Here is a 22,324-nt window from a genome sequence, read left to right as displayed (position 1 = left end):
GAGACCAGCGACATGGTGGTCCGGGCGGATCAGCTCTTCGTGGCCGCGGCGATCACCTGGCGCAGCCCCGCCGCGATCTGCTCCGCACCGGGCGCGGTCTTCGGGTCGAAGGTCCACTGCGCGATGAGGCCCGTCATGAGGGTCACGTAGAACATGCCGAGGGTGTCGGCGGTCTCGTCCGAGACGTCCTCCTCGCGTCCGCCCATGAGCATGGGCACGAACCCGCGCCCGGCCTCCCGCTGGGCCCGCGCCAAGTGGTCGCGCACCTCGGGGAGTTGGTCACCCATGACCACGATCTCCATGCTGAGGTGCCAGAGCGAGCCCGGCTCCCGCATGGTGGCGATGACGTTCGACCACACCTCCTGGAACCGTTCGAGTGAGCCTGGCTCGGCGCTCAGGGCGGTCCCGTCCCCCTCGAAGGCGTCGCCCATGCCCTCGACCAGTGACACGTACGCCTGCGCCAGCAGCGTGTCCTTCGAGCCGTAGTGATAGCCGATCGAGGCCAGGTTGGTCCCCGACTCCTTGACGATGTCGCGCGCCGTCGTCCGCGCGAATCCCTTCTGCAACAGGCAGCGCTTGGCGCCTTCGAGCAGATCCTCACGGTGTCCCATGCGGTCCACCCTACCGCCGCCCCATACAACCGTCCTAGACGTACGTATTACACAACCGTTCTAGACAAGCGTTTAAGACGTGCGTACATTCCTCGGCATGACGACGAACCCGACGAGCACCACCCCGCCCCCGGTCCGGGCCGGCCGCCGCGAATGGACCGCCCTCGGCGTGCTGATGCTGCCGCTGCTGCTGGTCTCGATGGACGTCTCGGTCCTCTACTTCGCCATCCCGGCGATCAGCGCCGACCTGGAACCGAGCGGCACCCAGCAGCTGTGGATCTTCGACATCTACGCGTTCGTGCTGGCCGGCCTGCTGATGACGATGGGCTCGCTGGGCGACCGCATCGGCCGCCGCAGGCTGCTCCTGATCGGCGCCACCGCCTTCGGCGCCGCCTCACTGGTCGCGGCGTACGCGAACAGCGCCGAGACACTGATCGCGGCCCGCGCGGTCCTCGGCATCGGCGGCGCGACCCTGATGCCCTCGACGATGGCGCTGCTGCGCACGATGTTCACCGACCCGGGCCAGCGGGCGAAGGCGATCGGCCTGTGGTCCGGCGTGATGACGGCCGGCATCGCGCTCGGCTCGGTGATGAGCGGCATCCTGGTCCAGCACTTCTGGTGGGGCTCGGTCTTCCTGGTCAACCTGCCGGCGCTGGCCCTGCTGCTGGTCCTCGGCCCGATCCTGCTGCCCGAGTCGAAGGACCCCGCGCCCGGCCGCTTCGACTGGCTGAGCGTCCCGCTGTCGATGGCCGCCGTACTCCCCGTGATCTACGGCCTGAAGGAGATTCCCTCCGAGGGCTGGAACGTCCGCTACGTCGTCTCGATCACCGTCGGTCTGCTCTTCGCGGCCCTCTTCGTCCACCGCCAGCGCACCACGGCTTCACCGATGATCGACCCGGCCCTGTTCCGCGGCCGCGGCTTCGCGCCGTCCGTGGCCCTGAACCTCGTCTCGGCGTTCGGATTCATGGGGTCGGCCTACTTCACCACGCAGTACCTGCAGTCGGTGCTCGACAAGAGCGCCCTGGAGGCGGCCCTGTGGGCGCTGCTGCCCTCGCTGCCGATCGGGGCCGCGGCGCCGGTCGCCGCCGCCCTGGTCCAGCGGGGCGTCGACCGCGCCCACGTCGTCACCGCGGGCTTCGCGATCGCCTCGTGCGGCTTCGCGCTGCTGGCCCTCGCCGGTACGGACTCGATGTGGCTGGTGCTGACGTCCTGCGGTGTCCTCGCGGTCGGCGGCGTCACCGTGATGTCCCAGATCATGGACCTCGCGATGGGCACCGCGCCGGTGGAACGGGCGGGCACCGCGTCCTCGCTGATGGAGACCGGCACGGAGTTCGGCGGCGCTCTCGGCATGGCCGTCCTCGGGGCCATCGGCACGGCGATCTACCGCCACGAGATCCCGGCCTCGGCGCCGGCGCCGGCCCACGAGACGCTGGGCGGGGCACTGGCTGTCGCGGACCGGGTCCCGGGCCTGGCCGCGGCGGCACGGGAAGCGTTCACCAGTGGGATGCAGGGTGCGGCGATCGCGGGTGCGGTGGTGCTGGCGGGAGCGGCGGTGCTGGCGGCGGTGACACTGCGGAAGGTCCGGCCGCACAGCAAAACGCCGGAGGAGCTGAGTGACCTCAGCCCGTCCGGCGTGTGACGACGGGGCCGTTCAGGCCGAAGCGGGAGTCTGGGGGCGGTTGCCCCCGGCCACTCTCACCCCGGCCGACGGCTGTCTCAGACCAGGTTCACCGCACGCGCGGACGTCGCCCCGATCTCCTCCGCGACCTCCGCCAGCACCCCGGCGGGCACCGCGTCGTCGACGGTCAGCACCGCGAGCGCCTCGCCGCCGGCCGCGGCCCGGGCGACCTGCATACCGGCGATGTTGATCCCGCCCTCGCCGAAGACCCGGCCGACCGTGCCGACGACACCGGGCCGGTCCTCGTACCGCAGCACCACCATGTGGTCGGCGAGCGCGAGGTCGACGTCGTACTCACCGACCGCGACGATCTTCTGGAGGTGCTTCGGGCCAGCCAGCGTGCCGGAGACCGACACCTCCTCGCCGTTGCCGAGCGTGCCCCGCACGGTGACGACATTGCGGTGGTCGCTGGACTCCGAGCTGGTGGTCAGCCGCACCTCGACGCCGCGCTCCTGCGCGAACAGCGGGGCGTTGACGTACGACACCGTCTCGTCGACGACGTCCTCGAAGACGCCCTTGAGGGCGGACAGCTCCAGCACCTTCACGTCGTGCTGGGTGATCTCGCCGTACACCTCGACGTCGAGGCGGACCGCGACCTCGCCCGCGAGCGCGGTGAAGATGCGGCCGAGGCGCTCGGCGAGCGGCAGACCCGGCTTGACGTCCTCGGCGATGACACCGCCCTGGACGTTCACCGCGTCCGGGACCAGCTCACCGGCGAGGGCGAGCCGCACCGACCTGGCGACGGCGATACCGGCCTTCTCCTGCGCCTCGTCGGTGGACGCGCCGAGGTGCGGGGTGCACACCACCTGGTCGAGCTCGAACAGCGGGGAGTCCGTGCAGGGCTCCTTGGCGTACACGTCGAGACCGGCACCGGCGACCCGGCCCTCCTTGAGGGCGGAGTACAGCGCCTCCTCGTCGACGATCCCGCCGCGCGCGGCGTTGACGATCCGCACCGACGGCTTGACCTTGTGCAGCGCCTCGTCACCGATGAGCCCCAGGGTCTCGGGGGTCTTCGGCAGGTGCACGGTGATGAAGTCGGCGACCTCGAGCAGCTCGTCGAGGGACAGGACCTTCACGCCCATCTGCGCGGCTCGGGCAGGCTGGACGTAGGGGTCGTACGCGACGACCTTCATGCCGAAGGCCGACATGCGCTGGGCGACGAGCGCGCCGATACGGCCGAGGCCGACGACACCCAGGGTCTTCTCCGCGAGCTCCACACCGGTGTACTTGCTGCGCTTCCACTCGCCGTTCTTCAGCGCGGTGTTGGCCTGCGGAATGTGGCGCGCGGTGGCGAGCAGCAGACCGCAGGCCAGCTCGGCGGCGGTCACGATGTTGGAGGTGGGGGCGTTGACGACCATCACGCCGGCCTTGGTGGCGGCGGAGACGTCGACGTTGTCCAGGCCGACGCCGGCTCGCGCGACGACCTTCAGCTTGGTCGCGGCGGCGACGGCCTCCGCGTCGACCTTGGTGGCCGAACGGATCAGGATCGCGTCGACGTCGGCGATGGCGGGCAGCAGCTCGGCCCGGTCGGCGCCGTTGCAGTGCCGGATGTCGAAGTCCGGGCCGAGCGCGTCGACAGTCGCGGGCGACAGCTCTTCAGCGATGAGTACGACAGGTTTCGAGCTCACGTGAGTCCTCACAAGTCCATTGCGTGCGGACGGCCGTCCCGACGGCCGCAGGCGGTGGAGGGGTGCTAGCCGCGTGGAAGACGCACGACGCTGTGGGCCTGACGCGTATGTAGTACGGCAGTGTAGTGGCGCGGCAGGGGCCGTCTCGCGTTGCCCGAGAAAGGATCACTCGGACGGGAAAGCCGGCCCCTCGGGCGTGCCGGGCGGGGTCCGGGGCCGAGCCCCGCGTCGGACCCCCGGTGGACGGTTCGGCCGCGGCCCGGGCGGGCCCGACGTCACGGCCGAACCTCACCGAGTGTTACGCGTCCTCGTCGTTCACCCAGCTCATGAGCTTACGCAGTTCCTTGCCCGTGGTCTCGAGCAGGTGCTCGGAGTCCTGGGTCTTGTACTCGTTGTACTTCTTCAGACCGCCGTGGTACTCGTCCATCCAGGCCTGGGCGAAGGTCCCGTCCTGGATCTCGGCGAGGACCTTCTTCATCTCGGCCTTGGTGGCGTCGGTGATGATCCGCGGGCCGGTGACGTAGTCGCCCCACTCGGCGGTCTCGGAGATCGACCAGCGCATCTTCTCCAGGCCGCCCTCGTACATGAGGTCGACGATCAGCTTCAGCTCGTGCAGGCACTCGAAGTAGGCGATCTCCGGCTGGTAGCCCGCCTCGGTCAGGGTCTCGAAGCCCGCCTTGACCAGAGCCGCGGTGCCACCGCAGAGGACGGCCTGCTCACCGAACAGGTCGGTCTCGGTCTCCTCGGTGAAGGTCGTCTTGATGACGCCGGCGCGGGTGCCGCCGATGCCCTTCGCGTACGACAGGGCCAGCGCGAAGGCGCTGCCGGTGGCGTCCTGCTCGACGGCCGCGATGCAGGGAACGCCGCGACCCTCCTCGTACTGGCGACGGACCAGGTGGCCCGGGCCCTTCGGGGCGACCATGCAGACGTCGACGCCGGCCGGGGGCTTGATGAAGCCGAAGCGGATGTTCAGGCCGTGACCGAAGAACAGCGCGTCGCCGTCCTTCAGGTTGTCCTTGATGTGCTCCTCGTAGACCTGGCCCTGGATCGGGTCCGGCACGAGGATCATGATGACGTCGGCCTCGGCGGCGGCCTCCGACGGGGTCACCACGCGCAGGCCCTGCTCCTCGGCCTTCGCCTTGGACTTGGAGCCCTCGTGCAGACCGACACGCACGTCGACACCCGAGTCACGGAGCGACAGCGCGTGGGCGTGGCCCTGGCTGCCGTAACCGATGACCGCGACCTTGCGGCCCTGGATGATGGACAGGTCGGCGTCGGCGTCGTAGAACAGCTCGGCCACTTTGGGTTCTCTCCTTGGTGTGCAGGTGTTGCGTCCCACCGTATGACGGAGGGCGGAAGGGAAGTTTCGGGGTCTCGGTATACGGGCGGCCGACAGCGGCGACCGCCCGTTTCCGCTGTCTTACGCCGACCGGTCCAGGGCGCGCAGCGACCGGTCCGTGATCGAACGGGCGCCGCGTCCGATCGCAATGGTGCCGGACTGCACTAGCTCCTTGATGCCGTACGGCTCGAGCATCTTCAGCATGGCCTCCAGCTTGTCACTGGAGCCGGTGGCCTCGATGGTGACGGCCTCCGGGGAGACGTCGACGGTCTTGGCGCGGAACAGCTGGACGATCTCGACGATCTGGGAGCGCGTCTCGTTGTCGGCGCGCACTTTCACCAGAACGAGTTCGCGCTGGACGGCCGATCCGGACTCCAGCTCGACGATCTTGAGCACGTTGACGAGCTTGTTGAGCTGCTTCGTCACCTGCTCCAGCGGCAGTTCGTCCACGACACTCACCACGATGGTGATGCGGGAGATGTCGGGGTGCTCGGTGACACCGACGGCGAGCGAGTCGATGTTGAAGCCGCGACGGGAGAACAGGGCGGCGATCCGGGCCAGGATGCCCGGCGTGTTCTCCACCAGGACGGAGAGCGTGTGCTTGGACATGTCTCTTGGGTCTCTCTCGCTCAGTCGTCTTCGTTGTCGCCGAAGTCGGGGCGGACGTCCCGGGCGGCCATGATCTCGTCGTTGGAGGTGCCGGCGGCGACCATCGGCCACACCATCGCGTCCTCGTGGACGATGAAGTCCACGACGACCGGGCGGTCGTTGATCGAGTTCGCCTCTTCGATGACCTTGTCGAGGTCCTCCGGCGACTCGCAGCGGATCGCGTAGCAGCCCATGGCCTCCGACAGCTTCACGAAGTCGGGGACGCGGGTGCCGGCGCTCGGCTCCTTGCCGCTGGCCCCGGGGCCCGAGTGCAGCACGGTGTTGGAGTAGCGCTGGTTGTAGAAGAGGGTCTGCCACTGGCGGACCATCCCGAGGGCGCCGTTGTTGATGATGGCGACCTTGATCGGGATGTTGTTCAGGGCGCAGGTGGTGAGCTCCTGATTGGTCATCTGGAAGCAGCCGTCGCCGTCGATCGCCCAGACGGTCTGTCCGGGCGCGCCGGCCTTGGCACCCATCGCGGCCGGGACCGCGTAGCCCATCGTTCCCGCGCCGCCGGAGTTCAGCCAGGTCGCCGGGTTCTCGTACTGGACGTAGTGGGCGGCCCACATCTGGTGCTGGCCGACGCCCGCCGCGAAGATCGTGCCCGCCGGGGCGAGTTGGCCGATGCGTTCGATGACCTGCTGCGGCGAGAGGGATCCGTCCGCGGGCTGGTCGTAGCCCAGCGGATAGTTCTCGCGCCAGCGGTTGAGGTCCTTCCACCAAGCGCTGTAGTCGCCCCGGTGGCCTTCGCTGTGCTCCTTCTGCACGGCCTGGACCAGGTCCGCGATGACCTCGCGGGCATCACCGACGATCGGCACGTCCGCGGCGCGGTTCTTGCCGATCTCGGCCGGGTCGACGTCGGCGTGGACGATCTTGGCGTACGGGGCGAAGCTGTCCAGCTTGCCGGTGACGCGGTCGTCGAAGCGGGCTCCGAGGGCGACGATCAGGTCGGCCTTCTGCAGCGCGGTGACGGCGGTGACCGCACCGTGCATGCCCGGCATTCCCACGTGCAGCTCGTGACTGTCGGGGAATGCGCCGAGCGCCATCAGGGTGGTGGTGACGGGCGCTCCGGTGAGTTCGGCGAGGACCTTCAGCTCGGCGGTGGCCTTGGCCTTCAGGACGCCGCCGCCGACGTACAGGACCGGCCGCTGCGCGGCGGTGATCAGCTTGGCGGCCTCGCGGATCTGTTTGGCGTGCGGCTTGGTCACCGGGCGGTAGCCGGGCAGGTCCATGACCGGGGGCCAGGAGAAGGTCGTCTGCGCCTGGAGGGCGTCCTTGGCGATGTCGACCAGGACCGGGCCGGGCCGGCCGGTGGAGGCGATGTGGAAGGCCTGCGCGATCACCCGGGGGATGTCCTCGGCCTTGGTGACCAGGAAGTTGTGCTTGGTGATCGGCATCGTGATGCCGACGATGTCCGCCTCCTGGAAGGCGTCCGTGCCGATCGCCTTGGAAGCCACCTGCCCGGTGATCGCCACGAGCGGCACCGAGTCCATGTGGGCGTCCGCGATCGGCGTCACCAGGTTCGTGGCACCGGGACCGGAGGTCGCCATGCAGACGCCGACCTTGCCGGTGGCCTGCGCGTAACCGGTGGCCGCGTGTCCTGCGCCCTGCTCATGGCGGACCAGGACGTGGCGCACCCGGGTGGAGTCCATCAGCGGGTCGTACGCGGGAAGGATCGCACCGCCGGGAATGCCGAATACCGTGTCGGCCCCGACCTCCTCGAGAGAGCGGATGAGGGACTGCGCACCCGTGACGTGCTCGGGGGCGGACTGTCCTCCGGATCGGGGCCGCGGCTGCGGGTGATGGGCCCCGGTGGCCTGCTCGGTCATCGGCATTCTCTTCTCGATGCTGAGGGTTTTTGCGAAGTTTGTGCGGTTTTCGGCTGCCGCACAGGAGGTGTCTGTGCAACAAAAAACCCCTCGTGCCATAAGGCAAGCGAGGGGAGCGCGCCGGGTGGGGTCGCTGGGAGTTCCGGGTCCGTCCGGAGGTCACCAGCGTCAGCCGACGCGCTTTCCAAGTACGAGAATTCGGGTGCGCATGGCACTGACCCTCCCCCCGGCACGCACCTACTGTCAAGTGGGTGGGACGGGAGTCTCATTATGTGAGCGGAGGGCCGTGCCGCATCCGAGAACCGACACCACGCCTGTGGTGTACACCCCCGCGCCGCCGCCCGCGAACGCGGGCTCGGCCGGGCCGTGCGGCGCCGGGCAGTGGCCGGAACTCAGCGCCCGGCGCAGCCGGTGCTCGTCCAGCGGACCCGAGAACGCCATGCCCTGCCCGTGGGTGCAGCCCATCGCGCGCAGCGCCACGACCTGCTCCGGCAGGTCCACGCCGTCCGCCACGGACTGCAGCCCGAGATCCCCGGCGATCCTCAGCAGCCCACTGGTGATCTTGTGCAGCCGCGCGGACTCGACGACACCTTCGACCAGGCCGTGGTCGAGTCTCAGCACGTCGACCGGGAGTCGCCTGAGGGCCGTGATGGCCGCGTATCCGCTTCCGAAGCCGTCCAGAGCGATCCGGACCCCGAGCCTGCGCAACGCGCTCAGTCGACGCTCCAGCTCGTCCAGGGGGACCCGGGGGTCGATGTCGGCCAGCTCGATCACCAGGGAGCCGGACGGCAGTCCGTGCCGGGTCAGCAGAGCCTCGGTCGAGCCGAGCGGCATCGAGCGGTCCAGCAGCCGGCGCGCGCCCATCCGGACCGCCACCGGTACGGACAGGCCGGCCGCCGCCCGCTCGGCCGCCCGCTCGACGGCCTCCTCCAGCATCCAGCGCCCCAGCTCGGCGGTCTTGTCGCTGTCCTCGGCCACCCGCAGGAACTCGGCGGGCGTGAACAGCACGCCCTGGGAGGAGCGCCAGCGCGCCTGGGCGGAGACCGAGGTGATCCGGCCGTCCTCCAGGCACACCACCGGCTGGTGCAGCAGCGTGAACTCGCCGTCGTGCAGCGCCGCCCGCAGACGCGTGGCCAGCTCGGCCTTCCGTACGACGTCCTGCTGCATCTGTGGGGCGTACAACTCGACTCGGCCCTTGCCCCCCGCCTTGGCGCGGTACATCGCGAGGTCCGCGTTGCGCAGCAGTTCGCCCGCGCCGAGGCCCGGTTCGGCGAAGGCGACGCCGATGGACGCGTTGACCCGGACATCGTTGCCGTCGATGAGGAACGGCTGCGAGAGCTTGGTCCGGAGGCGGTCGGCGAGCTCCAGGATGTGACGTTCGCGGGCGGGGCGGTCACGGGTGCCGTCGCCGACGATCAGGGCCGCGAACTCGTCGCCGCCGAGCCGGGACGCGGTGTCCCCGTGCCGGACGGCGTCCTGGAGCCTGCGGGCGGCCTGGACCAGCAGCTCGTCGCCGGCCTGGTGCCCGATCGTGTCGTTGACGGCCTTGAAGCCGTCCAGGTCGATGAAGAGCACGGCCGTGCCGCGCAATGCGGCGCCCCGGTCCGAGGCGCGGCGGCCGGACAGGGCCTGCTGGACGCGCCGGGTGAACAGGGCGCGGTTGGGCAGGTCGGTCAGCGGGTCGTGCTCGGCGTTGTGCTGGAGCTGCGCCTGCAGTCGGACCCTCTCGGTCACGTCCCGGCTGTTGAAGATGAGGCCGCCGTGGTGACGGTTGACCGTGGACTCGACATTGAGCCAACCGCCCTCGCCGGACCGGAAGCGGCATTCGATGCGCGTGGTGGGCTCCTCCAGGGGGCTGGCGGCGAGGAAGCGGCGCACCTCGTGCACCACGCAGCCCAGGTCCTCCGGGTGGATGAGTCCGGCCAGTTCCGTGCCGACGAGCTCCTCCGCGGGGCACCCGTACACTCCGGCGGCGGCCGGGGAGACGTAACGCAGGATGCCGTTGGGTGCGGCGATCATGATGACGTCGCTGGAGCCCTGCACCAGAGAACGGAAGTGGTTCTCCTGCTGCGCCAGTTCCTGGGTGAGGGTGATGTTGTCGAGCAGCATGATGCCCTGGCGCACCACGAGAGCGAGCACCACCGTGCCGCCGGTGAGCAGCACCACGCGGTCGACGCTGCGGCCGTTGAGGACGTTGTAGAGGATCCCCAGGGTGCAGACGGCGGCGGCGAGGTAGGGCGTGAGGGCGGCCAGGGAGCCGGCGATGGGCCGGGCGGTCGGGTACCGGCTGGGATCATCTCCCTGCGCGGGGGGATGGTGGTTCGGGCCGGGACGCTGTCCGGGCAGGTGCTCGCGCACCACGCGGGTGCCCCCGGGCGGGGGTGGACGGTCGGCGTCGGCCCCGGACTCCGACGCGGCCCAGGGGGCGTACGCGAGCAGCAGCGAGCCGGCGAACCAGCCGGCGTCGAGCAGCTGTCCGGAGCGGTACGTGTGGTGCAGCAATGGCGAGGTGAACAGGGCGTCGCACATCACGGTCAGGGCGAGCGCCCCGATCGCGGTGTTGACCGCCGTCCGGTTCACCGCCGAGCGCCTGAAGTGCAGGGCGAGCACCATGCTGACCAGGGCGATGTCCAGCAGCGGATAGGCGAGCGAGAGCGCGGCGTGCGAAACGCTCGACCCCTCGACCCTGGCCGCCTGCGCGAGGGCCAGGCTCCAGGAGAGCGTGAGCAGGGAGCCGCCGATCAGCCAGGCGTCCAGGCCGAGACAGACCCAACCTGCCTTCGTCACCGGCCGCTTGGCGAGCACCAGCAGTCCCACGATGGCGGGTGGCGCGAAGCACAGGAAGAACAGGTCGGCGTAGCTGGGGCTGGGCACCTCGATACCGAGGACGACCTCGTACCACCCCCACACCAGGTTGCCCAGGGCCGCCATCGTCGACGAGAGGGCGAACAGCATCCACGCGGGGCGAAAGCGGATCCGGCGGCTTCGGGCGTAGAGGAAGCAGGAGACGGCCCCGGCGCCCGCCGCGGCACTGAGCCCGAAGTCACCCATGATCAGGGCGGCTTCGCGCGAGCCCCAGCCGAGCGCGGAACCCAGGGCGTATCCGGCGCACACCAGGGCCAGCACGAGTTGGCGGACCATGCTCGATCCGCTGCCCGAAGCCGGTGGGCGGGTGGTCGACGGGCCGGTTACGCGCCGGACCCGCGGCGCCGAGTCGAGGGTGGTCGTGGAGGACGGGGGCGAACTCACCGGGCCCTCCCGGTCCGCGCCGCCCTGAGGTCCCTCGGGTCCCGGTGCGCTGGGTGCGCGTGCCTACTGCGGCTGCCGTACCCGCGGTGGTGGCTGTGATGCTGATGGCCGGGGGGTCCGGCATGCCCGTCGTGGTGGCTGCCGTGGTGACCGCGTCCATGCGCGGCCGTGTTCCAGGGTCGTCGCCGGCGGCCTCGCCGCGTCGGATCGTTCGTCCATAGGCCGTGCATCGCCCGTCGCCCCCCTCACATTCTGCAATGTCCATCCCCGGCGCCGAATGGCTCTCGGCGCAGCCCCTGTCGGGACGATACACCAGTATCGTCACTCAGGGACATAGTTCCTCTACGCTCCGTGACGACCAGCGGCGATGCGGGCACGGACCGCGTCCGGAAGGTTGCGGAGGGTGCCGGAAACGGATTGTGCGCCCGTTGCGCCCGTCGCGCGGATCGCGCGCGTGGGGCTCAAGCCGTGGGCGTCAGGCGCCGGTTGCGCCCGTCGTGAGGATCACGTTGCGCAGCGGCTCCTGGTTCACGAATCGGTTCAACTGGTCCACGAGGAGCCGCTTGGCGCGCGGCAGGAACGCGGACGTGGGTCCGCCGACGTGGGGGCTGATGAGCACGCCGGGCGCGTGCCACAGGGGGTGGCCCGGGGGCAGCGGCTCGGGGTCGGTGACGTCGAGGGCGGCGGTGAGGCGGCCGCTCTCGAGCTCGGCGAGCAGTGCCTTGGTGTCGACGACGGGGCCGCGGGCCACGTTGACCAGCAGCGCGCCGTCCTTCATACGGGCCAGGAAGTCGGCGTTCACCAGGTGGCGGGTGGTCTCGCTGAGCGGTGTGGACAGGATCACGACGTCCGCCTCCGGCAGCAGGGAGGGGAGTTCGGTGAGTGGGTGCACGGGTCCGCGCGCCGTGGTGCGCCCGGAGCGCGCGACGCGCGCCACACGCGCCACCTCGAACGGAACGAGCCGGTCCTCGATCGCTGATCCGATCGAGCCGTATCCCACGACCAGGACGTTCCGGTCCGCCAGCGCGGGCCGGAACCCGCCGCGCCACTCCCCCCGGTCCTGGGCGCGGACGAAGCCCGGTACGCCGCGCAGCGATGCGAGGACCAGCGTGAGCGCTAGTTCGGCCGTGCTCGCCTCGTGCACCCCGCGGGCATTGCACAGCCGCACGCCGGGGCGCAGGTGCTTGAGGCCCGGCTCGACGGCGTCGGTGCCCGCCGACAAGGTCTGCACGACCTGCACCGAGCTCAGCCGCGGCATCGGTCGCAGCACGACCTCTACGGGCTTCATGTAGGGGACCACGTAGTAGACGCAGTCGGCGGGGTCGGCGGGAAAGTCCTCCTCCCCGTTCCAGAAGCGGTAGTTCAGGCCCTCGGGGATTCCCTCGATCTCCTCCGGCGGAACGGGGAGCCACACATCAGCAGCAGTCATGGTCAGGAGGCTATGTCAGGGACGCGGCAGCGCAGAGGTTAGGTTGGGGGCCAGGAGAGGGAGGGTCACGAGCAGGTGGAGCGCAGGACGATCGGCGCGGCGGCGCTCGCGGTGGGAGCCGTCGGACTCGGGTGCATGCCGATGAGCTGGGCGTACAGCGGGTCACGGCAGCGCGGCGAGGAGTCGATCAGGGCCGTGCACCGGGCGCTGGACCTGGGCTCGACGCTCCTGGACACGGCCGACATGTACGGCCCGTTCACCAACGAGCTGCTGATCGGGCGGGCGCTGAAGGAACGGCGCCAGGACGCCTTCGTGTCGACCAAGGTCGGCCTGCTGGTGGGCGAGCAGCACATCGTGGCCAACGGCCGCCCGGGCTATGTGCGACGGGCCTGCGACGCCTCCCTGCGCCGACTGCAGACCGACGTCATCGACCTCTACCAGCTGCACCGGGCGGACCCCGAGGTTCCGGTCGAGGAGACCTGGGGTGCGATGGCGGAGCTCGTGCGGGCCGGAAAGGTGCGGTCGTTGGGGCTGTGCGCGATGGGTCCGCGAGGTGGCCGCCGGTCCGAGGGCGCACTGCACGACACGACGATCCGGCAGCTGCGGAGGGTCCAGCAGGTCTTCCCGGTGAGCGCGGTGCAGGCGGAGCTGTCGGTGTGGTCGCCGGAGGCCGCGTGGTCGCTGCTGCCGTGGTGCGAGGCCCGCGGCATCGGTTTCCTGGCCGCGATGCCGCTCGGCAACGGCTTCCTGACCGGCACGCTCACGCCGGGCGAGGGCTTCGAACGGGACGACCTGCGGGCCCGCCACCCCCGCTTCACCGCGGAGATGATGGCCGCCAACCAGCCGATCGTGGCCGGTCTGCGCCGGGTGGCCCGCCGCCACGGCGCGGACGTCACTCCGGCTCAGGTGGCCCTGGCCTGGGTCCTCGCCCAGGCCAGGCATGTGGTCCCGGTGCCCGGCGCCAAGCAGGAGCGCTGGGTGACGGACAACGCACGGGCGGCGACCCTGCGCCTGACCGCCCAGGACCTGGCGGAAGTGGCGGAGCTCCCACGGGCACAGGGATCCTGGGACTAGGAATCGGGAACCTGTGAGGCGCGAGCGGTGTATGACAAGTAGAACCTGCCGCGAGACCGCCCGTCGAAGGGACCAGAATCGTGCAACACCGAGCTGTACCGGCCGCGTTGGCCGCGGCCGCCCTCCTGCTGACGGCGGGATGCTCGTCCGACGGCGGAGGCGGCGGACCGTCGTCCGGCGCCGGCAGCCCCACACCGAGTCGTACGGCTTCGGGGTCGTCGGCCTCCCGGGAACCCGCTGAGCAGGCACCCCCCGCCAAGGGTTCGGTGAAGGTGGTGCGCACCGTCACGGAAGGCCTCGACAGCCCCTGGGGCCTGGCCCCCCTCCCGGACGGCGACCTGCTCGTCTCGTCCCGCGACGAGGGCACGATCACCCGGATCGACGGGCAGTCGGGCAAGAAGACCGATCTGGGCGAGGTGCCGGGGGTCTCCCCGGCGGGTGAGGGCGGCCTGCTCGGCATCGCGATCTCCCCGGACTACGCCTCGGACCACATGGTCTACGCCTACTTCACCTCGGCCTCGGACAATCGCGTCGTCCGCATGCTGTACGACGAGAAGAAGCCCTCCGGCGAGCAACTGGGCGCGCCCGACACGATCTTCAAGGGCATCCCCAAGGGCGTGATCCACAACGGCGGCCGGATCGCCTTCGGCCCGGACCGGATGCTGTACGCGGGCACCGGCGAGAGCGGGGACACCGGCCTGTCCCAGGACACCAAGTCGCTGGGCGGCAAGATCCTCCGGCTGACCCCGGAGGGCGAACCGGCGCCGGGCAACCCCTTCCCGGGCTCCCCCGTGTACTCGTACGGCCACCGCAATGTGCAGGGTCTGGCCTGGGATTCCAAGCAGCGCCTGTTCGCCTCGGAGTTCGGCCAGGACACCTGGGACGAACTGAACGCGATCAAGCCGGGCGGGAACTACGGCTGGCCGGACGCGGAGGGCAGGTCGGACAGCTCCGAGTACCAGAACCCGGTGGCCCAGTGGCGCACGGACGACGCCTCCCCGAGCGGCATCGCCTACGCCGAGGGTTCCGTCTGGATGGCCGGCCTGAAGGGCCAGCGTCTGTGGCGCATCCCCCTCAAGGGCACGGCGGCCTCGGCCGGCCCTCAGGCCTTCCTCCAGGGCGAGTACGGCCGGCTGCGCACGGTGGTATCGGCAGGCGGCGACAAGCTGTGGCTGGTGACCAGCAACACGGACGGCCGCGGGGACCCGAAGGACGGGGACGACCGGATCCTGGAGATACAGGTGCGTTGAGGGCCTGCCCCGGCCCCGGCGCTCACTCCCGCGAGGAGGGCTCCTCGTCCGGCTTCGGCGGTCGTACGACGACCTTCCCGGACGTGAGGTCTATGGGCCCGTGCCCGGGATCGCCGTCTCCGACGTCCTCCCGGGTGAGTTCCAGCCGGTTCTGCTCGTCGCGGGTGTGCTTGCGGCCCGGTGCGAACAGTTCCTCGAACATGTTGAACACGGCGCCTCCATGCCAGTCACTTGCAGCCTACGCCTCAGCCGGAGGTCGGCACATGGGAGACATCGGCCGCGAACAGTCCCAGACGATGTGCCACCGCCGCCGCCTCGCCCCGGCCCGAGACGCCGAGCTTGCCCAGGATGTTCGAGACGTGGACGCTGGCCGTCTTCGGGGAGATGAACAGCGCCTCGGCTATCTGGCGATTGGTGCGGCCGGCGGAGACCAGGCGCAGGACGTCGCGTTCCCGGCCGGTGAGGCCGAGGGCGCGGGCCGGGTCTTCCGGGGTGCCGTCATCGGCCCCGCCGTCGGTGGCGGTCCGGCCGCCGTTCAGGGGGCGGGCGCCGGTGAGGCTAAGGCGGGCGCGCTGGGCCAGGCGGGCGGTGGATGCGGCAAGGGGACGCGCGCCGAGGTGTTCGGCGGCTGCGTGGGCCAGGCGCAAGAGTTCCGTGGCGCGGTCCCGGTCGTCGTCGCTCTCCCCCGACAGCAGGAGGACCTCGGCCAGGCGGTGCCGGACGCGGGCGAGATCGTAGGGGCGCTCCAGGGCCTCGAAGGCGGTGACGACCTGCGCCCAGGTGTCCGCTCGGGCGGCGCCCTCTGCTCGTAGCAGCTCGGCGTGGACCCAGCGTTCGTAGGCCTGCCATACCGGGACATGGGTGGTCAGGGGCTTGGCTGTGGCGCGGATGCGTTCGACGATCTCGGGGCGGCCGGGTGCGACGGTGGGCAGGTCGCGCGCGTCGGCTTCCGCGGCGGCCGAGGCGAGCAGCATCCGCCAGACGTAGCGCTGGGTGCCGGGCGGGAAGCCGGCGTCCAGGGCGCGCGCGAGTTCGGCGCGGGCGTCGAGGAGGCGGCCCTCGGCGGCGGCGATACCGATCGCGACACGCACGAGGGGGAGTTCGTTCTGCGGGGCGCGGTGGTTCCCGAAGTGGGCGCGGGCGGCGGTCAGATGGCTGGCGGCGGCGGTCAGGTCCCCTCGGTCGAGGGCGAGTTCGGCGCGGAGAGTGGCGTGGAAGCCGCGGGGCTTGGCGCTCTGGCCGACGTGTTCGGCCTTGGTGCCCGCTTCGGCGGCCTGGTCCCAGCGGCCCAGGGAGTAGAGGGTCTCGGTGAGGTTGCCCCAGATCCAGGCCTCGGCGTCCAGCAGGCCGAACTTCTGGGCGTGGGCGAGTCCCTCCTCCAGGACCGGCACGGCCTCCTTGGAGCGGCCGACGGATTCGAGGGCGTCGGGCAGGTTCACATAGGCACGGCCGGCGATGGTGGAGATGCCGTACTCCACCGTTCGGTCCTTGACCTCGGACATCTCGGCGAGACCCGCCGCCACGTCACCGGCCTCGACCATGAGGCCGCCGAGCGTGAGGCGGGCGTTCATCTCGGTGTCGCGGACGCCGAGCATCCGCGCGTACTCCACCGCGCGTTCGGCGGCCGTGAAGGCGTCGGGGCCGGGGGCGTGCACCATGGACCAGTTGGCCACGCTGGCGAGGACCTCGGCGTGCACCTCCGAGGGCGGCAGCCCGCGTACGAGGTCCTGGGCGGTGGCCAGTTCGGCCCAGCCGTCGCCGCGGGACTGCGCCTGGACAAGGCGGGAGCGCTGGGTCCAGAACCAGGCGGCGCGCAGCGGGTCGCCCTCGTCGCCCAGCAGTCGCAGCGCCCGCTTGATGATCTTCAGGGCGCGTTCGCGTTCCCCGCACAGCCGTCCGGCGACGGCTGCCTCGGCCATCAGGTCGAGGTAGCGGAGCGGAGTGGTCGCGGGGTCGCAACCGCAGGGCGGATAGACCTCGGTGTAGTCGACGGGGCGCAGTCGCGCGCGGACGTCCTCGGGCGCGGTGTCCCACAGTTCCATCGCGCGTTCCAGCAGCCCCAGTTGTTCGGAGTAGGCGTGCCGGCGGCGGGCGGTGACGGAGGCGGCCAGGACGGCGGGCAGGGCCTTGGCGGCGTCGTGGGCGTGGTACCAGTAGCTGGCCAGGCGCATCACGCGTTCGCCGGCCGGGACGAGCGTGGGGTCGGCCTCCAGGGCTTCGGCGTAGCGGCGGTTGAGGCGGGAGCGTTCGCCGGGCAGCAGGTCGTCGCTGACGGCCTCGCGGACCAGCGAGTGGCGGAAGCGGTAGCCGTCGCCACCGGGCGCGGCGAGCAGGATGTTGGCCCCCACGGCGGCCCGCAGGGCCTCGATGAGGTCGTCCTCGGCGAACCGGGCGACGGCGGCGAGCAGCCGGTACTCGACGGTGGAGCCGCCCTCGGCGACGATCCGGGCGACCCGCTGGGCGCTCTCCGGGAGCCCCTCGACGCGCACCAGAAGCAGGTCCCGCAGGGAGTCGGTGAGGCCGGTGCAGGAGCCCTCGTGGGCGGCGACGGCGAGTTCCTCGACGAAGAAGGCGTTGCCGTCGGAGCGTTCGAAGATGTCGTCGGCCTGGATCGGGTCGGGTTCGGAGGCGAGGATGCCCGCGATCTGGCGGCCGACCTCGGCACGGTTGAAGCGGCCGAGTTCGATACGGCGGACGGTGCGCAGCCGGTCGAGTTCGGCAAGGAGGGGGCGCAGTGGGTGGCGGCGGTGGATGTCGTCGGCGCGGTAGGTGGCGAGGACGACGAGGCGGCCGGTGCGCAGAGTGCGGAAGAGGTAGGCGAGGAGGTGGCGGGTGGAAGCGTCGGCCCAGTGCAGGTCCTCCAGGACGACGACGACCGTGCGGTCGGCGGCGACGCGTTCCAGCAGCCGGGCGGTGAGTTCGAAGAGGCGGGCCATGCCCTCCTCGTCGTGCCGTCCGGGGCCCGTCTCGCCGAGTTCGGGCAGCAGCCGGGCCAGTTCCTCCTCCTGGCCGGCGGCCGCGGCCGCGAGTTCGTCCGGCAGTTCGCGGCGCAGGGCACGCAGGGCGGTGGAGAAGGGGGCGAACGGCAGGCCGTCGGCGCCGATCTCGACACAGCCGCCGAGTGCGACGACGGCACCCCGGCGGCAGGCGGCGGTGGCGAACTCCTCGACCAGGCGCGTCTTGCCGACCCCGGCCTCGCCGCCGAGGAGTAACGCCTGCGGCTCGCCCGCGGCGGCACGGGCGAGCGCGTCGTTCAATGTGTCCAGTTCATCGGCGCGGCCGACGAACACGGGACTGACGGACCTGGTCTCCACGGGCCCGAGCATCGCACGCGGGTCTGACAGAGCGGCACCTGTTTTCGACAGATGCGTCAGTGCGACGCGGGCTGTCGCCAGGGCCGACGGCTCGGCACCCGTCCTCGGCAGGTCCGACGGTCCGGTGCCCGGCGTTGGCAGATCCGGCGACCCGGCACCCGTACTGGGCAGAACCTCGACGGCCTCGGCGCGCACGGGGACGGGCGGCGTCATACGGTCGCCCGGCCCCGTCGCCGTCCCCGTCCCCGTCCCCGTCGCCGTCGCCGTCCCCATCCCCGTCGCCGTCCCCGTCCCCGCGCTCACGCGGTGCGGACGAACCGGTGCCGGCGTGGGCGGCCGGTATGCGGATCGCTCTCGGCGGTGCGTCGGGCCGCTTCGCGGCGGGCGGCGCGCTTGCCGAGGACGGCCCGGCGGGCCAGCCGGTCCTGCTCGGCCCGGCGGATCAGTTCGGCGGAACGAAATTGGTGGATCTCGTACTCGTACATGGTGTGTCCCTCGAGAAGGTCGGTTTCGGCTTCGCTCGTTGCGATGCCTCAACCTTCGTCTCCCAGGGGGGTGTGCCACATCGGGAGAGTTCCGCATCTTCGGGGGCGCCCGGGGCCTTAGACGTGCGTGAGGGGCCTCAGAAGCTCCGTAAGGTGCTTACGGATGCCCTAAGGCCCCTCAGGACCTGCGGTGATTCAGCCGGCGGACGGCACGGACGGCAGCGCGAGCAGGACGTCGGTGTACTTCAGGACGGCCAGGAGCAGGCCGATGACGCCGAGGGCGACACCGCCCCAGGAGACCGACTTGATCCACACGGCCTGCGGCTTGCCGGGGGCGCCGAACGCGGGACGGGCGAGCACCACGACACCGACGACCAGCGCGAGCAGCGCGAAGACGCCGCCCCACAGCGCGGTGGCATGCCAGGCGTCGCCGTAGCCGTCCTTGAGCAGCTTGCTGATGTCGGAGGAGTTGGTGGACTGTGCGCCCATCTGTCCGACGAGCGACTGGCGCGCGGCCGCGATCGTGCCGACCCAGCTGCCGGTCAGCGAGACGACGCCGAGCGCGGCGGAGACGACCGCACCCGCACCCTGGCCGACACCCGCGGGGCGCTCGTCCTCGATCTTCCCCGCAGCGAGATCCTCGACATCCGCGTCCCGGGCGTCCGCGTCCCCGGCCGCCCTGTCGACGCCTGCTTCTGCTTCGGACTCCGTCACCTCGTCGGCCTTGGTGACGTTCACCTTCTCCTCGTCGGTCGTGGTCTCGGCACCCGTGGTGGTGCCGGTCTCGTCAGCTGTCTTGGTTCCCATGGTGCGCACCGTACGGATCCTGTCTGAGAAGTTTCTTAATGATCGCTGTGTGCGCCACGCGCGCATGCTGCGCGCCACTCGGGGGCGAGGATGGACCACACCTCGAGATCGAGTCGTGCGCCGTGGTGCGGGTAGCTCGACCGCCGCACCCCTTCCCGGGACATGCCCAGGCGCCGGGCCACGTTCAGGCTGGGGAGGTTGTCCACGGCGGCGATCCACTCGACCCGGTGCATGCCGCGCCGCTCGATCGCGAAGTCGAGGAGCACCCGCATCGCCCGGGTGACCAGACCGTGTCCGGTGCCGGCGGGTTCCAGCCAGCAGCCGACCTCGCAGTTGCCGTTCTCCGCGTCGAAGTTCAGGAAGAGCACCCCGCCGACGAGCTTCCCCTCCAGCCACAGGCCGTGCAGGGAGGCGCTGTCGGCGGCGCGCAGGTCGGCGTACCGCTGGAGCATGTCGCGGGCGCCGTCCAGGTCGGTGGCCTTCTCGCCGAACGGAATGAAACGGTTGATGAACTCGCGCCCCCGGTCCAGGTGGGCCAGGAACTCCTCGGCGTGCCAAGGCTCCAGGGGACGCAGTTCGGCTCCGTCGTCACCCAGGGATATCGCGTACATCCCGCCGCTGCCCCTTCGCCAGTACGTCCGCCGCCTCGGCGTCCGTCGCAGCGGCCAGCCTCTCATGGGCGGTGCGGCATTCGGGCGGCTCGATGCTGAGGCGGGGCATACGGCGGTCCAGCCAGCGCGGCAGCCACCAGTTGGCGCCGCCGAGCAGATGCATCAGGGCGGGCACCAGCAGCGTGCGCAGGACGAAGGCGTCGAGGGCGACGGCTGCGGCGAGCGCGATGCCGAACATGGCGATCACACGGTCGCCGCTGAGCACGAAGGCGAGGAAGACGGAGATCATGATGACCGCGGCGGAGTTGATCACCCGGCTGGTCTCGGCGAGGCCGACGCGGACGGCCCGCCGGTTGTCGCCGGTCTCCAGCCACTCCTCGTACATCCGGCTGACCAGGAACACCTGGTAGTCCATGGAGAGCCCGAAGAGGACCGACACCATGATCACGGGGAGGAAGGGTTCGATCGGGCCCGCGCGCCCCAGGCCCAGCAGTTCGCTGCCCCAGCCCCACTGGAAGATCGCGACGACGACACCGAAGGCGGCGGCGACCGCGGCCACGTTCATCGCGGCGGCCTTCAGCGGGATGCCGACGGACCGGAAGGCGAACAGGAGCAGCAGACAGCCGAGCCCGATGACGACGCCGACGAACAGGGGCAGCTTGCCGACGATGACGTCGGCGAAGTCGTCGTAGCCCGCGGTCACGCCGCCGACCTGGACGTCGAGGGAGGTGCCCGTCTCGGCGCGCGGCAGCACCTCGGTGCGCAGCCGGTCGACGAGGTCACTGGTGCTCTTCGACTGCGGGGACGACTCCGGGATGACCGTGAGGTAGCCGGTGTCGCCGCCGGTGTCGTACGTCACCGGCGTCACCGACCCGACGCCCTCGGTGTTGCGGAGGGTGGCGTCGAGGTTGTCCAGGGCGAGCTTGTCCTCGGCCCCGTCGACGTGCGTGACCAGGGTGAGGGGCCCGTTCACGCCGGGTCCGAACCCCTCCGCGAGGAGGTCGTAGGCCTGTCGGGTGGTCGACGCCCGCGGGTTGTTTCCCTGGTCGGAGGTGCCCAGGTGGAGGGCGAAGGTGGGCAGCGCGAGGAGGGTGATGACGCCCAGGGCGAGGCCGCCGAGCAGTTTGGGGTGGCGCTCCACGAACGCCGACCAGCGGGCGGCGAACCCCGTCGGCAGTTCGGGCTGCGGCCCGTGCTCCACGAGGTGGCGCCGCTCGCGTCGGCTGAGGGCGCGCGGGCCGATGAGGGACAGCAGGGCGGGCAGCAGGGTCACGGAGGCCGCGACGGTCAGGACGACGGTCAGTGAGGCGGCTATCGCGACGCCGTTGAGGAAGCCGAGCCGGAGGATCAGCATCCCCAGCAGCGCGATGCAAACGGTGGCACCCGCGAAGACGACCGCCCGTCCGGTGGTGGCGACCGCGTTGGTGACCGCCTCGGTGACGGACAGCCCCCGTTTCAGACCGCGCCGGTGTCTGGTGACGATGAACAGCGCGTAGTCGATGCCGACGCCGAGCCCGATCAGCATGCCGAGCATGGGCGCGAAGTCGGCGACGGTCATGACGTGTCCGAGCAGCTCGATCCCGGCGTACGCGGCGCCGACACTCACCAGCGCGGTGGCGATGGGCAGCAGCGAGGCGGCGAGCGAGCCGAAGGCGAGGAACAGCACCACCGCGGCGACGACCACGCCGACCACCTCGGCGAGATGCCCGCCGGACGACTCGGTGAGCCCGATGGCGGTGCCGCCGAGCTCCACCCGCAGCCCGCCGGTCTCGGCGTCCTCCGCCGCCCGCACCACGGCCCGCGCCTCGGACACGTCGATGTTCTCGGCCGGGTCGTCGAAGGTGACCGTGGCGTACGCGGTGTGCCCGTCCGCGCTGATCCGGCCGCCGCCCTGTCCGTCGTAGGGGCCGGAGACGGCGGCGACCCCGGGCACGGCCTCGATCCGGTCGAGGGCGCGGGTCATGGTCTGTTCGACGGCGGCGGCGCGGACGGTGCCGGACGTGGTGTGCCAGACGACGGTGTCGCTGTCACCGCCGAGACCCGGGAAGCCGTCCTGGAGCAGCTGGGTGGCGCGGCCCGACTCGGTGCCGGGGACCTGGTAGTCGTTCGAGTAGGCGGAGCCGGTGACGACGGCGGCCGTACCCAGCGAGCCGAGCGTGAGGAGCCACAGCAGGACGACGACAAGACGTCGTCGTACACACCAGCGTGCGAGGGCTGCCACGAACGTGCTCCCGGGGGGCTGTATGGATCTTTGACCGGGAAAAGACGTTCATGACACTCGATGATGTGAACAGCCCGCAAAGAACGCATGAGCAATGTGACGACCACTCTCGCAGCAGAAAGTGATCGTTTATGGCGTTCGTGCGCTTATT

The 22,324-nt window shown here is 71.0% G+C and carries 16 protein-coding genes; 3 read left to right on the top strand and 13 right to left on the bottom strand.

What is annotated here, in order from left to right:
- Positions 1-29 precede the first annotated feature (29 nt).
- Positions 30-611, bottom strand: coding sequence for a TetR/AcrR family transcriptional regulator (locus tag OHA64_RS33400; RefSeq protein ID WP_405619510.1), 582 nt, complete (start codon positions 609-611; stop codon positions 30-32).
- A 97-nt stretch (positions 612-708) separates the two neighbouring features.
- Here OHA64_RS33400 and OHA64_RS33395 point away from each other — a divergent pair, with 97 nt between their 5' ends.
- Positions 709-2,250: an MFS transporter gene (locus tag OHA64_RS33395; protein ID WP_405619508.1), complete on the top strand. Its 1,542-nt coding sequence runs from the start codon at positions 709-711 to the stop codon at positions 2,248-2,250.
- Between the two features lie 77 nt (positions 2,251-2,327).
- Here the strand turns inward: OHA64_RS33395 and serA are convergent, their stop codons facing one another.
- The 6 genes from serA to OHA64_RS33365 form a co-directional block, all read right to left on the bottom strand.
- On the bottom strand, positions 2,328-3,917 hold the full coding sequence (gene serA, locus OHA64_RS33390; RefSeq protein ID WP_405619506.1) for a phosphoglycerate dehydrogenase: 1,590 nt from the start codon (positions 3,915-3,917) through the stop codon (positions 2,328-2,330).
- A 298-nt stretch (positions 3,918-4,215) separates the two neighbouring features.
- Positions 4,216-5,217, bottom strand: coding sequence for a ketol-acid reductoisomerase (gene ilvC / locus OHA64_RS33385; RefSeq protein WP_405619504.1), 1,002 nt, complete (start codon positions 5,215-5,217; stop codon positions 4,216-4,218).
- Between the two features lie 120 nt (positions 5,218-5,337).
- A complete protein-coding gene (ilvN, locus tag OHA64_RS33380) occupies positions 5,338-5,865 on the bottom strand; it encodes an acetolactate synthase small subunit (protein WP_405619502.1) in 528 nt (175 codons plus the stop codon).
- A 20-nt stretch (positions 5,866-5,885) separates the two neighbouring features.
- Positions 5,886-7,739, bottom strand: coding sequence for an acetolactate synthase large subunit (locus OHA64_RS33375; protein WP_405619500.1), 1,854 nt, complete (start codon positions 7,737-7,739; stop codon positions 5,886-5,888).
- A 237-nt stretch (positions 7,740-7,976) separates the two neighbouring features.
- Positions 7,977-10,982: a putative bifunctional diguanylate cyclase/phosphodiesterase gene (locus OHA64_RS33370; RefSeq protein WP_405619498.1), complete on the bottom strand. Its 3,006-nt coding sequence runs from the start codon at positions 10,980-10,982 to the stop codon at positions 7,977-7,979.
- Between the two features lie 475 nt (positions 10,983-11,457).
- Positions 11,458-12,411: a 2-hydroxyacid dehydrogenase gene (locus OHA64_RS33365; RefSeq protein ID WP_405619496.1), complete on the bottom strand. Its 954-nt coding sequence runs from the start codon at positions 12,409-12,411 to the stop codon at positions 11,458-11,460.
- 75 nt (positions 12,412-12,486) lie between these two features.
- Between OHA64_RS33365 and OHA64_RS33360 the strand changes: the two genes are divergently transcribed.
- Both OHA64_RS33360 and OHA64_RS33355 read left to right on the top strand, forming a co-directional pair.
- Positions 12,487-13,485 carry an aldo/keto reductase gene (locus OHA64_RS33360; RefSeq protein WP_405619494.1) on the top strand — a complete coding sequence of 333 codons (999 nt, stop codon included), beginning with the start codon at positions 12,487-12,489 and terminating at the stop codon, positions 13,483-13,485.
- Positions 13,486-13,565: 80 nt separating this feature from the next.
- On the top strand, positions 13,566-14,735 hold the full coding sequence (locus tag OHA64_RS33355) for a PQQ-dependent sugar dehydrogenase (protein ID WP_405619492.1): 1,170 nt from the start codon (positions 13,566-13,568) through the stop codon (positions 14,733-14,735).
- A 22-nt stretch (positions 14,736-14,757) separates the two neighbouring features.
- Here the strand turns inward: OHA64_RS33355 and OHA64_RS33350 are convergent, their stop codons facing one another.
- The 6 genes from OHA64_RS33350 to OHA64_RS33325 all read right to left on the bottom strand — a co-directional run bounded on the left by OHA64_RS33350 (position 14,758) and on the right by OHA64_RS33325 (position 22,173).
- Complete coding sequence (locus OHA64_RS33350) at positions 14,758-14,946, bottom strand: DUF6191 domain-containing protein (protein ID WP_405619490.1); 189 nt, start codon at positions 14,944-14,946, stop codon at positions 14,758-14,760.
- Between the two features lie 34 nt (positions 14,947-14,980).
- Positions 14,981-18,061: an AAA family ATPase gene (locus tag OHA64_RS33345; protein WP_405624221.1), complete on the bottom strand. Its 3,081-nt coding sequence runs from the start codon at positions 18,059-18,061 to the stop codon at positions 14,981-14,983.
- 287 nt (positions 18,062-18,348) lie between these two features.
- Positions 18,349-18,534 carry a hypothetical protein gene (locus tag OHA64_RS33340; RefSeq protein ID WP_405619488.1) on the bottom strand — a complete coding sequence of 62 codons (186 nt, stop codon included), beginning with the start codon at positions 18,532-18,534 and terminating at the stop codon, positions 18,349-18,351.
- Between the two features lie 195 nt (positions 18,535-18,729).
- Positions 18,730-19,341, bottom strand: coding sequence for a hypothetical protein (locus OHA64_RS33335; RefSeq protein WP_405619486.1), 612 nt, complete (start codon positions 19,339-19,341; stop codon positions 18,730-18,732).
- Positions 19,342-19,376: 35 nt separating this feature from the next.
- A complete protein-coding gene (locus tag OHA64_RS33330) occupies positions 19,377-19,952 on the bottom strand; it encodes a GNAT family N-acetyltransferase (RefSeq protein ID WP_405619484.1) in 576 nt (191 codons plus the stop codon).
- Entirely contained in the window at positions 19,930-22,173 is a 2,244-nt protein-coding gene (locus tag OHA64_RS33325) for an MMPL family transporter (protein WP_405619482.1), read from the bottom strand. Before OHA64_RS33325 ends, OHA64_RS33330 begins: the two co-directional genes overlap by 23 nt.
- Positions 22,174-22,324: the final 151 nt, after the last annotated feature.

Source organism: Streptomyces sp. NBC_00076 (genome assembly GCF_045041235.1).
Classification (GTDB): domain Bacteria; phylum Actinomycetota; class Actinomycetes; order Streptomycetales; family Streptomycetaceae; genus Streptomyces.
This window is presented reverse-complemented; position numbering and strand designations above follow the sequence as displayed.

What these genes read in the sequence shown, in the direction of transcription:
- OHA64_RS33400 (WP_405619510.1), bottom strand. Translation starts at nt 611, where the DNA reads ATGGGACACCGTGAGGATCTGCTCGAAGGCGCCAAGCGCTGCCTGTTG.
- OHA64_RS33395 (WP_405619508.1), top strand. Translation starts at nt 709, where the DNA reads ATGACGACGAACCCGACGAGCACCACCCCGCCCCCGGTCCGGGCCGGC.
- ilvN (WP_405619502.1), bottom strand. Translation starts at nt 5,865, where the DNA reads ATGTCCAAGCACACGCTCTCCGTCCTGGTGGAGAACACGCCGGGCATC.
- OHA64_RS33375 (WP_405619500.1), bottom strand. Translation starts at nt 7,739, where the DNA reads ATGCCGATGACCGAGCAGGCCACCGGGGCCCATCACCCGCAGCCGCGG.
- OHA64_RS33365 (WP_405619496.1), bottom strand. Translation starts at nt 12,411, where the DNA reads ATGACTGCTGCTGATGTGTGGCTCCCCGTTCCGCCGGAGGAGATCGAG.
- OHA64_RS33345 (WP_405624221.1), bottom strand. Translation starts at nt 18,061, where the DNA reads ATGCTCGGGCCCGTGGAGACCAGGTCCGTCAGTCCCGTGTTCGTCGGC.
- OHA64_RS33340 (WP_405619488.1), bottom strand. Translation starts at nt 18,534, where the DNA reads ATGTACGAGTACGAGATCCACCAATTTCGTTCCGCCGAACTGATCCGC.
- OHA64_RS33335 (WP_405619486.1), bottom strand. Translation starts at nt 19,341, where the DNA reads ATGGGAACCAAGACAGCTGACGAGACCGGCACCACCACGGGTGCCGAG.
- OHA64_RS33330 (WP_405619484.1), bottom strand. Translation starts at nt 19,952, where the DNA reads ATGTACGCGATATCCCTGGGTGACGACGGAGCCGAACTGCGTCCCCTG.